13 protein-coding genes are annotated in these 14,623 nt (G+C 67.8%); all 13 read left to right on the top strand.

The features are described from left to right. Positions 1-60 precede the first annotated feature (60 nt). The 13 genes from AC1RJ5_RS08455 to AC1RJ5_RS08395 all read left to right on the top strand — a co-directional run bounded on the left by AC1RJ5_RS08455 (position 61) and on the right by AC1RJ5_RS08395 (position 14,606). Positions 61-3,255 (top strand): efflux RND transporter permease subunit, encoded by a 3,195-nt coding sequence (locus AC1RJ5_RS08455; protein WP_342250785.1) that lies wholly within the window; start codon positions 61-63, stop codon positions 3,253-3,255. Positions 3,256-3,350: 95 nt separating this feature from the next. Next, complete coding sequence (locus AC1RJ5_RS08450) at positions 3,351-4,757, top strand: efflux transporter outer membrane subunit (protein ID WP_493112730.1); 1,407 nt, start codon at positions 3,351-3,353, stop codon at positions 4,755-4,757. 182 nt (positions 4,758-4,939) lie between these two features. Then, the gene (locus AC1RJ5_RS08445) at positions 4,940-5,326 is read left to right on the top strand and encodes an OsmC family protein (RefSeq protein ID WP_269574286.1); all 387 of its coding nucleotides are present in this window, start codon (positions 4,940-4,942) and stop codon (positions 5,324-5,326) included. A 56-nt stretch (positions 5,327-5,382) separates the two neighbouring features. After that, complete coding sequence (locus AC1RJ5_RS08440; RefSeq protein ID WP_184170282.1) at positions 5,383-6,108, top strand: response regulator; 726 nt, start codon at positions 5,383-5,385, stop codon at positions 6,106-6,108. Beyond that, the gene (locus AC1RJ5_RS08435) at positions 6,105-7,436 is read left to right on the top strand and encodes a sensor histidine kinase (protein WP_269574287.1); all 1,332 of its coding nucleotides are present in this window, start codon (positions 6,105-6,107) and stop codon (positions 7,434-7,436) included. Before AC1RJ5_RS08440 ends, AC1RJ5_RS08435 begins: the two co-directional genes overlap by 4 nt. Positions 7,437-7,525: 89 nt before the next feature. Then, the gene (locus AC1RJ5_RS08430) at positions 7,526-8,896 is read left to right on the top strand and encodes an arylsulfotransferase family protein (RefSeq protein ID WP_342251139.1); all 1,371 of its coding nucleotides are present in this window, start codon (positions 7,526-7,528) and stop codon (positions 8,894-8,896) included. Then, the gene (locus AC1RJ5_RS08425) at positions 8,887-9,093 is read left to right on the top strand and encodes a hypothetical protein (protein WP_269574289.1); all 207 of its coding nucleotides are present in this window, start codon (positions 8,887-8,889) and stop codon (positions 9,091-9,093) included. The genes AC1RJ5_RS08430 and AC1RJ5_RS08425 overlap by 10 nt, the downstream gene beginning before the upstream one ends. Then, on the top strand, positions 9,090-9,461 hold the full coding sequence (locus AC1RJ5_RS08420; protein ID WP_342251137.1) for a hypothetical protein: 372 nt from the start codon (positions 9,090-9,092) through the stop codon (positions 9,459-9,461). The genes AC1RJ5_RS08425 and AC1RJ5_RS08420 overlap by 4 nt, the downstream gene beginning before the upstream one ends. Then, the gene (locus tag AC1RJ5_RS08415) at positions 9,445-10,470 is read left to right on the top strand and encodes a sulfotransferase (RefSeq protein WP_493112726.1); all 1,026 of its coding nucleotides are present in this window, start codon (positions 9,445-9,447) and stop codon (positions 10,468-10,470) included. Before AC1RJ5_RS08420 ends, AC1RJ5_RS08415 begins: the two co-directional genes overlap by 17 nt. Before the next feature lie 410 nt (positions 10,471-10,880). Then, positions 10,881-11,975, top strand: a complete 1,095-nt coding sequence (locus tag AC1RJ5_RS08410) for a Gfo/Idh/MocA family protein (protein WP_493114660.1) — start codon at positions 10,881-10,883, stop codon at positions 11,973-11,975. Positions 11,976-11,987: 12 nt separating this feature from the next. Next, positions 11,988-13,004, top strand: a complete 1,017-nt coding sequence (locus AC1RJ5_RS08405; RefSeq protein ID WP_493112724.1) for an SMP-30/gluconolactonase/LRE family protein — start codon at positions 11,988-11,990, stop codon at positions 13,002-13,004. Positions 13,005-13,131: 127 nt separating this feature from the next. Beyond that, the gene (locus AC1RJ5_RS08400) at positions 13,132-13,875 is read left to right on the top strand and encodes an NUDIX hydrolase (RefSeq protein WP_493112722.1); all 744 of its coding nucleotides are present in this window, start codon (positions 13,132-13,134) and stop codon (positions 13,873-13,875) included. After that, positions 13,872-14,606 carry an extensin-like domain-containing protein gene (locus AC1RJ5_RS08395; RefSeq protein WP_446746011.1) on the top strand — a complete coding sequence of 245 codons (735 nt, stop codon included), beginning with the start codon at positions 13,872-13,874 and terminating at the stop codon, positions 14,604-14,606. The genes AC1RJ5_RS08400 and AC1RJ5_RS08395 overlap by 4 nt, the downstream gene beginning before the upstream one ends. Positions 14,607-14,623 lie beyond the last annotated feature (17 nt).

The raw sequence follows: 14,623 nt of genomic DNA, 5'->3' as shown, positions 1-14,623 counted from the left end.
CTCTCCCCAGGGGCCGGCGGCTGACCCTTTTTCCGAACTCAATTCACGAGGAGTGGCCCGATGCGCCTCTCACGGTTCTTCATCACGCGCCCGATCTTCGCGGCTGTGATCGCGGTGATCATCACGATCATCGGCGCGATCGCCTATCTGGCGCTGCCGATTTCCCAATATCCCGACATCGTCCCGCCGACGGTGACGGTCACCGCTTCCTATCCGGGCGCCTCGGCAGAGACGGTCGCGGAAACCGTGGCCGCGCCGATCGAGCAGGAGATCAACGGCGTCGACGACATGCTCTACCAGTCGTCGCAGTCGACCGGTGACGGCAACGTCACCATCACCGTCACCTTCAAGTCCGGGACCAACCTGGATGCGGCGCAGGTGCTGGTGCAGAACCGCGTCGCGGTCGCCATTCCGCGGCTTCCCGAGGAAGTGCAGCGCCTTGGCGTCGTGACGCGCAAGACCACGCCGGACTTCCTGCTGGTGGTCAACCTGATCTCGCCGGACAACTCGGTCGATCGCGAGTACATCTCGAACTACGCGCTCACGCAGGTGAAGGACCGCCTTGCCCGTGTCGAAGGCGTGGGTGACGTGCGCATGTTCGGTGCGCGCGACTATGCGATGCGCGTGTGGATCGATCCGGGCCGGGCCGCCGCGCTCAACCTGACCGCAGGCGACATCGTCCAGGCGCTGCGCGCGCAGAACGTCCAGGTTGCCGCCGGCACGCTCGGCCAGCCGGGCTCGACCCCGACCGGCAATGCCTTCCAGCTCAACATCGAGACGCAGGGCCGTCTGAAGGACCCGGCGCAGTTCGGCCAGGTCGTGATCCGTACCGATGCCGATGGGCACCAGGTGCGGGTGAGCGATGTGGCGCGCGTCGAACTGGGTGCGGCGGACTATTCGTCCAACACCTATCTCTCGAACAAGCCGACCGTGATCCTCGCCGTCTTCCAGCGCCCGGGCTCCAACGCCCTCGCCGCTGCCAACGCGGTGCAGGACCAGTTGAAGCTGATGTCCAAGAACTTCCCCAAGGGACTGGAATATCGCGTCATCTACAACCCGACCGAGTTCATCTCGCAGTCGATCGACGCGGTCTATCACACGCTGGGCGAGGCAATCCTGCTCGTCGTGCTGGTGGTCATCGTCTTCCTCCAGAAGTGGCGCGCGGCGATCATCCCGGTGCTCGCCATCCCGGTCTCGCTGATCGGCACGATGGCGGTGCTGCTGCCGCTCGGCTACTCGCTCAACAACCTCTCGCTGTTCGGCCTGGTGCTGGCGATCGGCATCGTCGTCGACGACGCGATCGTCGTGGTCGAGAATGTCGAGCGCAACCTGGCGCGGGGCATGACGCCGCTCCAGGCGGCGAAGACCTCGATGGACGAAGTCTCCGGCGCGCTCGTTGCGATCGTGCTGGTGCTGCTCGCGGTGTTCCTGCCGACCCTGTTCCTCAACGGTCTGTCGGGCGCTTTCTACAAGCAGTTCGCCGTGACGATCTCGGCCGCGACCGCGATCTCGCTGCTCGTCTCGCTCACCCTCTCGCCGGCAATGGCGGCGGTGCTGCTCAAGCATCACGAGGGCGAGGCCAAGGGCCCGATCGGGCGCCTGTTCAAGCGCGGCGCCGATGCGTTCAACACCGGCTTCGAGCGGATGAGCGTCGGCTATGCCAAGCTCACCCAGGTGCTCGTAACCCGTCCGAAGCGGATGATGCTCACCTATGTCGGCCTGATCGCCGCCACCGTGGGCATGTTCTGGGTGACGCCGGTCGGCTTCATCCCGCAGCAGGACCAGGGCTACTTCCTCACCGTCATCCAGCTGCCGCCGGGCTCGTCGCTCGAGCGTACGGACGAAGTGATGCGCAAGGTCGTCGCCCGCATCCTGCCGATCCCGGGCGTGAAGGGCTCGGTCATGCTCGCCGGCTTCGACGGCCCGTCGCAGACGCTCGCCCCGAACTCGGCCGCCGCCTATGTCCCGCTGCTCTCCTTCGAGGAGCGCAAGAAGCTGGGCGTCAGCATCGAGGACATCATGGGCGAGGCGCGCAAGCGCACTGCCGATATCAACGAGGCTATGCTGCTCGTCGTCCCCCCGCCCGTCATCCAGGGCATCGGCTCGGCCGGTGGCTACCGGATGATGATCGAGGACCGCGCCGAGCATGGCTATGACGAACTGGGCAAGACCGCGTTCGGGCTGATCGGCCAGGCCAACCAGACTCCCGGCCTGAAGCAGATCTACACCTTCTACAACACCGCCACCCCGCGCGTGTTCGCCGATATCGACCGTCGCAAGGCGGACATGCTCGGCGTGCCCCCGGAGCGGGTGTTCGAGGCGCTGAACGTCTATCTCGGCTCGGCCTTCGTGAACGACTTCAACATGCTCGGCCGCACCTATCGCGTGACCGCGCAGGCTGACGCACCGTTCCGTTCGACCGAGGCGGATATCGCCAACCTCAAGACCCGTTCGAACAGTGGCGCGATGGTGCCGATCGGTTCGGTGTCGACCTTCGAGAACAAGACCGGTCCGTACCGCGTGACGCGCTACAACCTGTTCCCGGCGGTCGAAGTGGATGGCGATACCGCTCCGGGCTACAGCTCGGGCGCCTCGCTCGACACGATGGAGAAGCTCGCGAGTGAGCTGCCTCCTGGTTATGACGCCGAATGGACCGGCATTGCCTTCCAGCAGAAGATGGCCGGCAGCACCGCGGGTCTCGTCTTCGCCCTGGCCGTGGTGTTCGTCTTCCTGGTGCTGGCGGCGCAATATGAGAGCCTGACCATGCCGCTGGCGATCATCCTGATCGTGCCGATGTGTCTGCTCGCGGCAATGGCCGGCGTGAACCTCAGGGGCATGGACAATAACGTCCTGACCCAGATCGGCCTGGTCGTGCTGATCGCGCTGGCGGCGAAGAACGCGATCCTCGTGGTCGAGTTCGCCAAGCAGGCCGAGGAGCAGGATGGCCTGAGCCCGGTCGAGGCGGCAGTGCGTGCCGCGCGTGACCGCCTGCGTCCGATCCTGATGACGTCGTTCGCCTTCATCCTCGGCGCCGTGCCGCTGCTGATCGCGAGCGGTGCGGGTGCGGAGCTCCGCCAGGCGCTCGGTACTGCGGTGTTCTTCGGGATGATGGGCGTGACTGCCTTCGGCCTGCTGTTCACCCCGACCTTCTACGTCGTGTGCCGCGCACTCGGGGACCGCATCGCCAGGATGCGCGGCAACCGGAAGGCGCATGACGAAGGGGGCCATGCACCCGAGCTGGTGCCGGCGGAATAAGTCCTGGTTCCCCGGCGAAAGCCGGGGGCCAGAGCCACGAACGATCTCGCTCTGTAACCCTGGGCCCCGGCTTTCGCCGGGGAGCAGGCGGAGGAATGAAAATGACCTATCGTATTTTCCTCGCAACCGCTTCGGCACTGGCGCTCGCCGCCTGCGCCGCCGGTCCGAATTATGTCGCGCCGACGCCGCCGCAGACCGCCGCGGGCAATTTCGTCGCGGCCAATCCCGCAGTCACCGTCGCGCCCGTCCAGGGCGACTGGTGGCGGCTCTATAACGACCCGGTGCTCGACCAGCTCGTTTCCGACGCGCTCGCCGCCAACACCGATATCCGCATCGCCGTGGCGCGGATCGAGAAGGCCCGCGCGACATTGCGCGGCGCCAAGGCCAATCAGCTGCCCCAGGCGACCCTGGGCGCCGGCGCCAATTACGGCCGGCTTCCCGAGGGGCAGCGCCAGCCGAGCATGCCGCTCAACGACTGGCAGATCGATGCCGGGCTGAGCGTCAGCTATGAGGCGGACCTGTTCGGTCGGCTGAGCCGGGGCACCGAAGCGGCGCGCGGCGATGTCGGCGCGGCGGAAGCGGATGCCGATGCCGTCCGCGTGATCGTCGCCGCCGAGACGGCGCGAGCCTATGCCGATGCGACTTCCTCCGCCGAGCGGCTGGGCGTGGCCGAGCATATCGTCCAGCTGCTCGACCAGTCGATCGAACTGACCGAACGCCGCCGTGGTGTCGGCCTCGCGACCCGGCTCGATACCGCTCGGATCGGCGCGCTGCGCAACCAGCGCGAGGCCGATGTGCCGGCGCTCAAGGCGGCCCGCGATGCGGCGCTGTTCCGGCTTGCCACGCTGACCGGCCGCACCCCGGCCGAGCTGCCGGCGGTGGTGGGCGAGCGCAACACCACGCTGCGCCTCAGCCAGCCGATCCCGGTTGGCGACGGTGCCGCGCTGCTGGCGCGTCGTCCGGACATCCGCGCCGCCGAGCGTCGTCTTGCCGCCGCCACCGCGCGGATCGGCGTGGCGACCGCGGACCTCTATCCGCGCATCACGCTCGGCGCTTCGGGCGGCTCGACCGGCACCGATTTCGGCGACGTGTTCGGCGCGGGGCCGCTGCGCTGGCTGGTCGGCGGGCTGCTCAACTGGGCGGTGAACCCGGGTCCGGCGCGTGCGCGGGTCGCGGGTGCCGAGGCCGATACCAAGGTCGCGCTCGCCACCTTTGACGGCACCGTGCTCAACGCGCTGCAGGAAACCGAGACGGCGCTTTCAGCCTATGGCCATGCACTCGAGCGGCGCACCGCGCTTCAGGCGGCGCGCAACGAAGCGGAAGCGGCGGTCAACATCGCCCGGGCCCGCCAGCGCGAAGGCGATATCGACTCGCTGGCGCTGCTCGATGCCGAACGGACGTTCGCGGATGCCGAGGCGGCGCTGGCCCAGGCCGATGCGTTCATCGCCGAGACGCAGGTCGACCTGTTCCGCGCATTGGGTGGCGGCTGGCAGAAGAGCTGACGCTCCCTTTATTTGTCATCCCCGCGCAGGCAGGGATCCAGAGCCGGGAAGGACAGCGCCTTTGACTCTGGATCCCCGCCAGCGCGGGGATGACGGTTTTGGGGGCAGGGGAGATGGTTCAGCGGGAGCGCCTCACCCGTATGGGCATTGTGCGGCCTCGCAGAGCCGCTAGTCTCCTGCCCATGACCCAGGCTCATGCAAAGATCGGGCGCGGCGCGCCCTATGCTACCGCAATCGATTTCGGCACGCACGCGCTCACCGCCGACGAGCCGGAGGCGCGCGGCGGCGGTGACACCGGGCCGGCGCCCTATGAGCTGCTGCTGGGCTCGCTGGCTGCCTGCACCGCGATCACTTTGCGCATGTATGCCGAGCGCAAGGGCTGGACGGTCGAGGAGATCGACGTCGCGCTGTTCCTCCACGGACAGGGCGAGACGCTCAACATCGAGCGCGTGCTGACGATCACCGGAACCGATGCCGAACAGAATGCCCGTCTTGCCGAAATCGCGGAAAAGACGCCGGTTACGCTCACCCTGAAACGGGGCGTTCCGATCGAAACACGGCTCGGGTAAATCTTGTTACAATTTCGCGCAACATCCCGGACGCAATTTGTCGTAGAAGCCGCAACATGCTTGCTACCGCGACTCCTCAGGACGATTCGGCGACCCTGCTCGTCGTAGACGACGACCGTGACATCCGCATGCTGCTGGCGAACAGCCTCGGCTCGCGCGGCTACCGCGTCGAGACGGCTTCCAGCACCCGCGACATGGACCAGATCCTGGCGCGCACGCCGGTCGATCTCGTGATCCTCGACGTGATGATGCCGGGTGAGGACGGGCTTTCGGCCTGCCGCCGCATCGCCCGCACCGACGGGCCCGAGATCATCTTCCTGAGCGCGCTCGGCGAGGAGCAGGACCGCATCCTCGGCCTCGAGGTCGGCGCCGGACACTATCTTCCCAAGCCGTGCAGCCCGCGCGAGATCCTCGCCACGGTGCGCGCGGCGCTGCGCAAGCGCGGCGCGGTGGTCACCAGCGAGAGCGGTGACGTCTATACCTTCGAGGGCTGGCGGATCGACCTGGGCAGCCATGAGCTGTTCGATCCGAACGGCGTGCTCGTCGGCTTGACCGATGGCGAGTTCGCGGTGCTGCGCGTGTTCATCGAGCGGCCGCGCCGGGTGCTGAGCCGCGAGGCGCTGCTTGCCGCGGCGCGTGGACCGGATTCGGACGCCTATGACCGCGCGATCGACGTGCAGGTCAGCCGCCTGCGCCGCAAGCTGCGCTCGGGCGGGGACGAGATCATCCGCACCGTCCGCAACGAAGGCTATCTGTTCGTGCCGAAGGTCGTGCGCGCGTGACATTGCGCGGCAGGGCGGCGGGATCGCCGCTGTTCCTGCGGATCTTCGCGCTGATGGTTGTCTGCGTCGCGGTGACGCAGCTGATGAATTTCGCCCTGCTGATCGCGGTGCAGACTCCGACGGCCAAGCTCTACACGGTCGGCCAGGCGGTCGATGCGTTGCAGAACAAGCTGATCGACGACGATTTCTCGGTCTCCAAGTCCGATCACTTTATCGAGCAGCCCTGGAACCCGCGTGGCGAACGTACCGAGATCGCCATGGCCAAGGCGATGAACGTGCCGGTCGAGCGCGTTCTCATCAGCTTCCCAACCCCGATCCTGACGCGCGAGAAGACCTATGACCGGGCCAGCGTGCCGCGCCCGGTGCCGCCGGCCACGGTGCAATCGGCGCGTGACGTCATCATCACGGGGGACTTCACCGCCGGCTATCGCGGGGCGGATGGCCAGTGGGTCACTGTCACCACCGGCTCGGCGTTCGAGCCGTGGCGCTGGTTCGTGCTGTGGTGGCTGATCGTCTCGGCGGCGGCCGTGGCGCCCTTCGCCTGGGCGCTGGCGCACCGGATCGCCAAGCCGATCGGCGCCTTTGCCGCCGCCGCCGAGCGGCTGGGCCGCGACCCGCGCGCCGCGCCGATCGCGATCGACGGGCCCACCGAGATCGCGGATGCTGCCGCCGCGTTCAACCGGATGCAGGCGCGGCTCAACCGCTATGTCGATGATCGCGCGACCGTGGTCGGTGCCGTCGCGCATGATTTGCGTACGCCGCTGATGCGGCTGGGGCTGCGGCTTGAGGCGGCGCCCGACGACCTGCGCAGGGCCTGCGAGGGCGATATCCGCGACATGGAGGCGATGATCTCCGCGACGCTCTCCTATCTGCGCGACACAACCAAGCAGGGGGTCCGCAAGCCGCTCGACCTGCGCTCGCTCGCCGAGACGGTAACCGACGACATGAGCGACCGCGGCGAACCGGTGACGCTGACGCCGGGCGAGCCGGTGGTGGTGGAGGGGAATTCCCCCGCGCTCAAGGCGATGCTCAACAATCTTGTCACCAACGCGATCAAATACGCCGGCAGCGCCGAGGTGTCGCTGGGGCAGGCCGACGGCCAGGCGGTGATCGAGGTGCGCGACGACGGCCCGGGCGTCGCGCCCGAGGATCTGGACCGCGTGTTCGAGCCCTTTTTCCGCGGAGAGCGCTCGCGCAACCGGGATACCGGCGGGATCGGGCTGGGGCTGGCCAGCGCCCGCGCCGTCGCCCGCGCGCATGGCGGCGACCTGACCGTGCGCAACCGCGAAGAGGGCGGACTTTCCGCGGTGGTGACGCTGCCCGTCTAGTACGGCCACAGACCGGAAACGTTTCTGCGAAGAAGCGAAATCACCCCGACATCGATCCCGTCGAACTCCTTCACATGCTGTGAGGGTTCATGGGGCAGGATCGAAGTTTAGACATTGAAATCAAGGGCGAGACCAATGTGCTCGAGCGCGCGCTGGCGCGACCGGTGCCGCTGTGGAGCCTCGTCCTGGTACTGCTGCTCTTGCCGCTTGCGGCGATCGGCATGGGTGCGATCGTCGATGGCTGGGAGAAGTCGGGCGCGGTCGGGCGGGCGGCGATCGCGGTGGCGCGGGTGCCCGACACGATCAAGGGCATGTTCAAGAGCCCTGCACCCTATTTCGGCGGCAGCTACGAGAAGCTTCCGGGCGGTTTCACCCGCGATCCGGGCTTCACCGACAGCGGCTATGCACTGATCTCGCCCTTCGATCCCAAGCGCAAACGCTCGGTCGTCCAGCTCCTGCGCCTCTCCGACGGGCAGGCCGTGCACACTTTCGTGCCTGATGTGGACGCGGCCAATGCACGGTCGAAATTCGCCTCCGAACTCACCGATGTGCACCGCGACAAGGACGCCGCGCGCAACCGGCTGATGCACCCGCTGCTGCTCGCCGACGGCAGCCTGGTGCTGCACGACAGCTCGCCGCTCGCCCGCTACGACGCCTGCGGCAAGCTGCTCTGGTCGCTGGACGGCATCTTCACCCATTCGACCGAGCAGGGGCCGGACGGCAACCTCTGGGTGCCCTATCGCTACCCGGTGCCGCGCGAGCCGGGGGTGAAGGCCGATTTCTGGGACGACAGCGTCGCCAAGGTCTCGCCCGAGGGCGCGCTGCTGCAGGTCGACCGCATCGCCGAGATTCTCGAGCGCAACGGCCTCGCCCGGCTGTGGCGGGGGCGGCCCTATGTGCAGGATCCCTTCCATCTCAACGACATCCAGCCGGCGATGGCGGACGGACGCTTCTGGAAGAAGGGCGACCTGTTCCTGAGCCTGCGCAACCTGTCGCTGATCGCGCTCTACCGGCCCGAGACCGGCAGGATCCTGTGGTGGAAGATCGGCCCGTGGCGCTTCCAGCACGACGTCAGCATCCTCGACGACCACCGCATCTCGGTGTTCGATAACAACACGCTGATGGGCTATCCCGACGAGCGGGTGAACGGGCATAACCGCTTGCTGGTCCACGATCTTTCGAGCGGCGACACCAGCTCGCCCTGGGAGCGCGGCTTCGCCGCCAACCGGATCGCCACGCGCGCCCAGGGCCGCGGCACGCCGCTGCCGGGCGGCGATGCGATGATCGAGGAGACCGAGCAGGGCCGCCTCGTCCGCATGTCCCCCGGGGGCGACCTTCGCTGGCGGTACATCTCCGCCGATTCCGCCGAGCGGCGCATGGCCCTTAGCTGGGCGCGCTACCTCGATCCCACCACCGATGGCCCGGCCATTCAAGCTACGGTGACTGCAAAATGCTCATAAAAACCCTTCGTTTCCTGTCGCTTGCGCTCGCCCTTACGGCACCGCTGGCCGCCCAGGCCTATACCGGCCCCGGACTTGGCCTGGGCGCGATCGGCGTTGCCTTCGGGCTGATCGGCTCGATCCTGCTCGCGATCGTCTCGGTCGTCTGGTACCCGGTCAAGCGACTGGTCCGCCGCATCCGCGGGCGTGCCCGGTGATCCTCGCCTTCCTAGCCATCATCGCGGTGCTCGAACTGGCCCGCGCGCTGCCGCTTGTCCCGGCTTTTCAGGAGCTTGCCGCCTGCAGCCAGCATGCCATGCGGCTGCTTGCCAGGAGGGGCGTTTCCGAATGGGGCAAGGAGCGGGCGCTGCGTATCCTTTCGGGGCGGATGTTCATGCACTCGGTCCGTGCCGGCGGCCTGCTGGTGGCGACCGCTTCGCCGCTTCTGGGTCTGCTCGCTCTGAACGCCTTGCTGCCCGAAGTTGACGCCTTCCGGACGGACTGGACGTCGAAGTTGGCACTGATGCCGCTCACCCTCGGCTATGCGGCGCTGCGCTGGCAGGTTCGCCGTGTACGGGCGCGCTGACAAGCTCCTCCACCGCATCGCCCTGGGCTCGCCCGCACTGCTCGAAGCGACGTTCGACATCGAGCGGGCGCTCCATGGCAAGCGGCTGAAAACGCTGGAGATCAGGCGACCGGTGTTCATCGCCGGGCTGGCGCGCGCCGGCACCTCGATCCTCACCCGGCTGTTGCATGCCGGCGGGGACTTTGCCGCCCCGGCCTATCGCCAACTTCCGTTTCCACTTGCGCCCAACAGCTGGGCGTGGCTCGGCGGCAAGCGGCATGTCGAGGCCCGGGAGCGCGGCCATGGCGACGGTTTGACCCATGATCTCGATAGCCCGGAGGCGATCGAGGAGGTTTTCTGGCGCGCGTTCGAGGGCAATCGCTACCTGAAGCGTCGCGAATTGCTGCCGATCGCCCCGGAAAAGCCGACGCTTGCTGCGTTCCGTGACTATATGCGTCTGGTCCTGCTGAGCCAGGGCGGCACACGCTATCTATCTAAGAACAATAACAATATCCTGCGGCTGGAGGGGCTGGCGAGCAGCTTCCCCGACGCGGTTCTGCTCCATCCGTTCCGCGAACCGTTGCAACAGGCGCTGTCGCTGTTGACGCAGCACCGGCGCGCGGTGGCGCTGGCGGCGGAGGACCCGTTCCGGCGCCGGTTCATGAGCTGGCTGGGGCATCACGAGTTCGGCGCCGACCAGCGGCCCTTCCGCTTCGACGGCGCGCCCGAGCCGGGCGAGGATGCCGGCCATGTCGATTACTGGCTGAAGCTGTGGGACGCGGTGCACCGCGCGCTGCTGGCGGCGCCGGCGGCGGTGCAGGAGCGGCAATTCTTCCTGGACTATGATGCGCTGTGCGCGGCGCCGCGGGTCTATGGGCCGCGGCTGGCGGTAATGGTCGAGGCGCCGATCGACCCCTCCGCGCTGCGGGCGCCGGATTTGCGGGAAGCGGTGGCGGATGCCGGGCTGCTGGCGCGGGCGGGCGAGACGCATGCGCGGCTGCATGCGCGGTTCCGGGGGGTGTTTGGTTGAGCTTCAAATCCTCCCCCGGATGGGGAGGGGGACCAGCCGCAGGCTGGTGGAGGGGTATTCTCCACGGGCTGTGATGCTTGGGGCGCGCTACCCCTCCACCACCGGCTGCGCCTGCGGTCCCCCTCGCCCTCCGGGAGAGGATTTGGAGCTGGCTGGAATCGCTTCACTTTCGTCATCCCGGCCTTGAGCCGGGATCCCGCTTCTTCTTCCGCCGGGCAAGGCAGCGGGACCCCGGCTCAAGGCCGGGGTGACGGGAGGAGTTTTGGCGCCCGGTCATGCGACCAAAGTCGTAGCTGCCTAGGCGCCTCCCGCCATCCATGATAGCGCTAACGCGGAGCGACCGGCGGATGACGTGCCGGCGCCGGGCTTGGGCATTCGCCAGTCGGAGAGGGAACCGGGCAATGACGATCATGGGAACACGGCGCACGGTGCTGGGTGGCATCGGCGCGGGGCTGATTACGGGCGTGGCGGGCCTGCCGGCCTGGGCGCAGGGCAAGCGCAAGCTGGGCTATGCGATCGTCGGCCTGGGCAATTACGCGACCAACCAGATCCTGCCGCGGATCAAGGATTGCGAGTTCGCCGAGCTGAAGGCGCTGGTGAGCGGCACGCCGGCCAAGCTCGAGAAGTTCGGCGCGCAGTACGGCGTGCCCAGAACGCACTGGTACGACTACAAGAGCTACGACCGGATCAAGGACAATCCCGACATCGACCTAGTCTATGTCGTGCTGCCCAACAGCCTGCATGCGGAATATTCGATCCGCGCCAGCCAGGCCGGCAAGCATGTGCTGTGCGAGAAGCCGATGGCGGTCTCAGCGGCCGAGGCCGAGGCGATGATCGCGGCGGCGAACAAGGCCAAGCGCAAGCTGATGATCGGCTATCGCTGCCATTTCGAGCCGTACAACCTCCGCGCGGTCGAGCTGGTGAAGACCGGGTTCGTCGGGCGGCCGACGCTGATCACCGCCGAGCATGGCTTTTATGCCCAGCCCAACCAGTGGCGGCTCGACCGGCCCTTCTCCGGCGGCGGATCGATGATGGACATCGGCATCTACAGCCTGAACGCGGCGCGCTACCTGGCCGGCGAGGAGCCGGTGGCGGTCAGCGCGATGGAGTTCACCGACCGCAGCGACCCGCGCTTCAAGAATGTCGAGGATCGGATCGACTGGCAGATGCGCTTCCCCTCGGGCGTGATCGCCAATTGCGTGTCGAGCTATTCCTCCGGCCATAACGCCTTCCGGGTGAGCGGGACCAAGGGCTGGGTGGGGATGGAGCCGGCCACATCCTATGAGGGGCACCAGATGTGGGCGCGGGCGAACGGCAAGACCGAGCAGGTCATGCTGCCGCCGCCCGCCAAGAACCAGTTCGTCGCGCAGCTCGATCATCTTGCGGAAAGCGTGCTCAGCGGCATACCCCTGCGGGCGTCGGGCGAGGAAGGCTTGCGCGACATGCGGCTGATCGAGGCGATCTATCGATCGGCGCGCGAGGGGCGGGCAATTCAGCTCGCGTGACGGAGTAGAATGATGATCGAGACGACCCGCCGCAGCCTGCTGGCCGGCATGGCTGCCTTGCCTTTCCTGCCCGGTGTGGCGCTGGGCCAGGCGGTCGGGCGCATCACCCGGCTCGATCCGGGGCTCGACGCGCTGATCGATGTGGACAGTCCGATCGAGGTTGTCGCGAGCGGATTCAAATGGGCCGAGGGGCCGGTGTGGGTGAAGAAGGGCCGCTATCTGCTCTTCTCCGACGTGCCGATGAACATCGCCTATCGCTGGAAGGCGGGGGAGGGCGCGAAGCCGTTCCTCAAGCCTTCGGGGCTGGCCGGACCGATCCCGGCGGGGGTGCGCGAGGCGGGATCGAACGGGATGATCCTGGACGGCACGGGCGCGCTGCTGATGGCCGATTCGGGCACCCGGGCGATCGCGCGGGTCGACCTGGCGACGAAGAAGAAGACGACCGTCGTCGGCGAATATGAGGGGAAGAAGTTCAACAGCTGCAACGATCTGGTGATCGGGCGGGACGGGATGATCTATTTCACCGATCCGCCCTATGGCCTGAGCGAAGGCGATGAATCGCCGCTCAAGCAGCTGGCGTTCAACGGGGTCTACCGGGTGAATGCGGACGGCAGCGACGTGTCGCTGATCGACAAGAGCCTGAAGCGGCCGAACGGGATCGGCATCTCGCCGGGATTCGACCGGCTCTATGTGAGCCAGTCCGATCCCGATGCGGCGAAGATCTTCACCTGCGAGCTGGCGGCGGATGGCTCGGCGAGCACCGAGCTGGTGCCGTTCGTCGATTTCTCGGCCGAGGTGGCCAGGAAGCTGCCGGGGCTGCCCGACGGGATGAAGGTGGCGAAGAGCGGCCATCTGTTCGCCAGCGGGCCGGGCGGGATCTGGGTGATCGCACCCGACGGCAGGAAGCTGGGCGTGATCTCCACCGGCAAGGCGGCGGCGAATTGCTGCTTCGGCGAGGATGGGAAGACGCTGTTCATCACGTCGTCGGACATGGTGGTGAAGGTGCGGTTGAAGGTGGCGGGCTGGTAGCTCCGTCACCCTGAACTTGTTTCAGGGTCCAACTTTCCACGGGCGGTATCGCTGGGGGTGGGTTGGATGCTGAAACAAGTTCAGCATGACGATGTAATTTGCGCCAGCGCGCCCTAAACTCTCCTCCATGACCGACGAACAGGCGATTCCCGCGGCGACCGTGATCGTGATGCGCGAGGCCGAGCACGGGCCGCCCGAGCTGCTGATGGTCGAGCGGGCGGCGGCGATGTCGTTTGCCGGCGGGGCGCTGGTGTTTCCCGGCGGGCGGGTCGATCCGGGCGATTTCGCGCTGGCGGCGCTGCATGCGGGGGATGTCGACGAGAATGCCGCGCGGATCGGGGCGATCCGCGAGACGCTGGAGGAAGCGGGTGTCGCGGTGGGCCTGGCGCCGGCGGGCGACATGCTGGCGCTGCGCGACCGGCTCTATGCCGGGGAGGCGATGGGGGAATTGCTTGACGAGGCGGGCGCGGCGCTCGACCTCGACGCGCTGGTGCCCTTCTCGCGCTGGCTGCCGGCGGGGGTGCACCACAAGGTGTTCGACACGCGCTTCTATCTGGCGCGGGCGCCGAAGGGTGCCGAGCCTTTGGTCGACGGCAACGAGAATGTCCGGGTGTTCTGGGCGAGCGCCCGGGCGGTGCTCGACGCGGCGGACCGGGGCGAGGCGCACATCATCTTCCCGACCCGGCGCAACCTCGACCGGCTGGCGCTGTACGCGAGCTACGACGAAGCGGTGGCCCACGCGCGGGCGCATCCGATCCGCACCGTGACGCCGTGGATCGAGGAGCGGGACGGCGAGCGGCGGCTCTGCATCCCCGACGACTTCGGCTATCCGATCACTTCGCAGCGGCTGGAAGACGCGGTTCGCATTTGAGGCGGGTGCGCCGGGCGATCGGCTGGACGATCCTGGCGGCGCTGCTGCTGTTCGGGCTGTTCCTCGGCTGGGCGGTACTGCGCGGGCGGCCGCAGGACCTGCCCTGGACGCGGCTCGACCTGAGCCAGCCGATCGGGGTGTTCACCGGGCGCAAGCTGGCGGGACTGAGCGACGATTATGCCGAATGCCGGGTGCTGCTGCGCTCGGCGGGCGTGCGCTACACCGCGCTGCCCGAAGTGAAGGGGAGCGATCCTGCCTGCGGGTATAGCGACGGCGTGCGATTGACGCCGGGCGGCTCGCGCGGGATCGCGATGAGCCCGGCCAATCTCGGCACTTCCTGCCCGGTCGCGGCGGCGCTGTCGCTGTGGGAATGGGAGATCGTCCAGCCGGCGGCGCAGAAGCATTTCGGGGTGCAGGTGGCGCAGATCGAGCATCTCGGCAGCTATTCGTGCCGGCGGATGTACGGGCGCAGCGCGGGCGACTGGAGCGAGCATGCGACGGCGGATGCGCTCGACGTGGCGGGGTTCCGGCTGGCGGACGGGACGCGGATCAGCGTGCTCAAGGACTGGGGCGAGGGCGGCGAGAAGGCGGCGTTCCTGCGCGAGGTGCGCGGCGGGGCGTGCAAGCTGTTCTCGACGGTGCTCTCGCCGGACTATAACGCGGCGCACCGCGATCACCTGCATCTCGACGAGGCCGAGCGCGGCGAGATGGGGTGGCGGGCCTGCCGCTAGGCAAGCCCGCCGGAATA

It is taken from the genome of Sphingomonas sp. GW822-FHT03G08 (assembly GCF_058801135.1).
This window is presented reverse-complemented; position numbering and strand designations above follow the sequence as displayed.

What these genes read in the sequence shown, in the direction of transcription:
- AC1RJ5_RS08455 (WP_342250785.1), top strand. Translation starts at nt 61, where the DNA reads ATGCGCCTCTCACGGTTCTTCATCACGCGCCCGATCTTCGCGGCTGTG.
- AC1RJ5_RS08450 (WP_493112730.1), top strand. Translation starts at nt 3,351, where the DNA reads ATGAAAATGACCTATCGTATTTTCCTCGCAACCGCTTCGGCACTGGCG.
- AC1RJ5_RS08445 (WP_269574286.1), top strand. Translation starts at nt 4,940, where the DNA reads ATGACCCAGGCTCATGCAAAGATCGGGCGCGGCGCGCCCTATGCTACC.
- AC1RJ5_RS08440 (WP_184170282.1), top strand. Translation starts at nt 5,383, where the DNA reads ATGCTTGCTACCGCGACTCCTCAGGACGATTCGGCGACCCTGCTCGTC.
- AC1RJ5_RS08430 (WP_342251139.1), top strand. Translation starts at nt 7,526, where the DNA reads ATGGGGCAGGATCGAAGTTTAGACATTGAAATCAAGGGCGAGACCAAT.
- AC1RJ5_RS08425 (WP_269574289.1), top strand. Translation starts at nt 8,887, where the DNA reads ATGCTCATAAAAACCCTTCGTTTCCTGTCGCTTGCGCTCGCCCTTACG.
- AC1RJ5_RS08410 (WP_493114660.1), top strand. Translation starts at nt 10,881, where the DNA reads ATGGGAACACGGCGCACGGTGCTGGGTGGCATCGGCGCGGGGCTGATT.
- AC1RJ5_RS08405 (WP_493112724.1), top strand. Translation starts at nt 11,988, where the DNA reads ATGATCGAGACGACCCGCCGCAGCCTGCTGGCCGGCATGGCTGCCTTG.
- AC1RJ5_RS08400 (WP_493112722.1), top strand. Translation starts at nt 13,132, where the DNA reads ATGACCGACGAACAGGCGATTCCCGCGGCGACCGTGATCGTGATGCGC.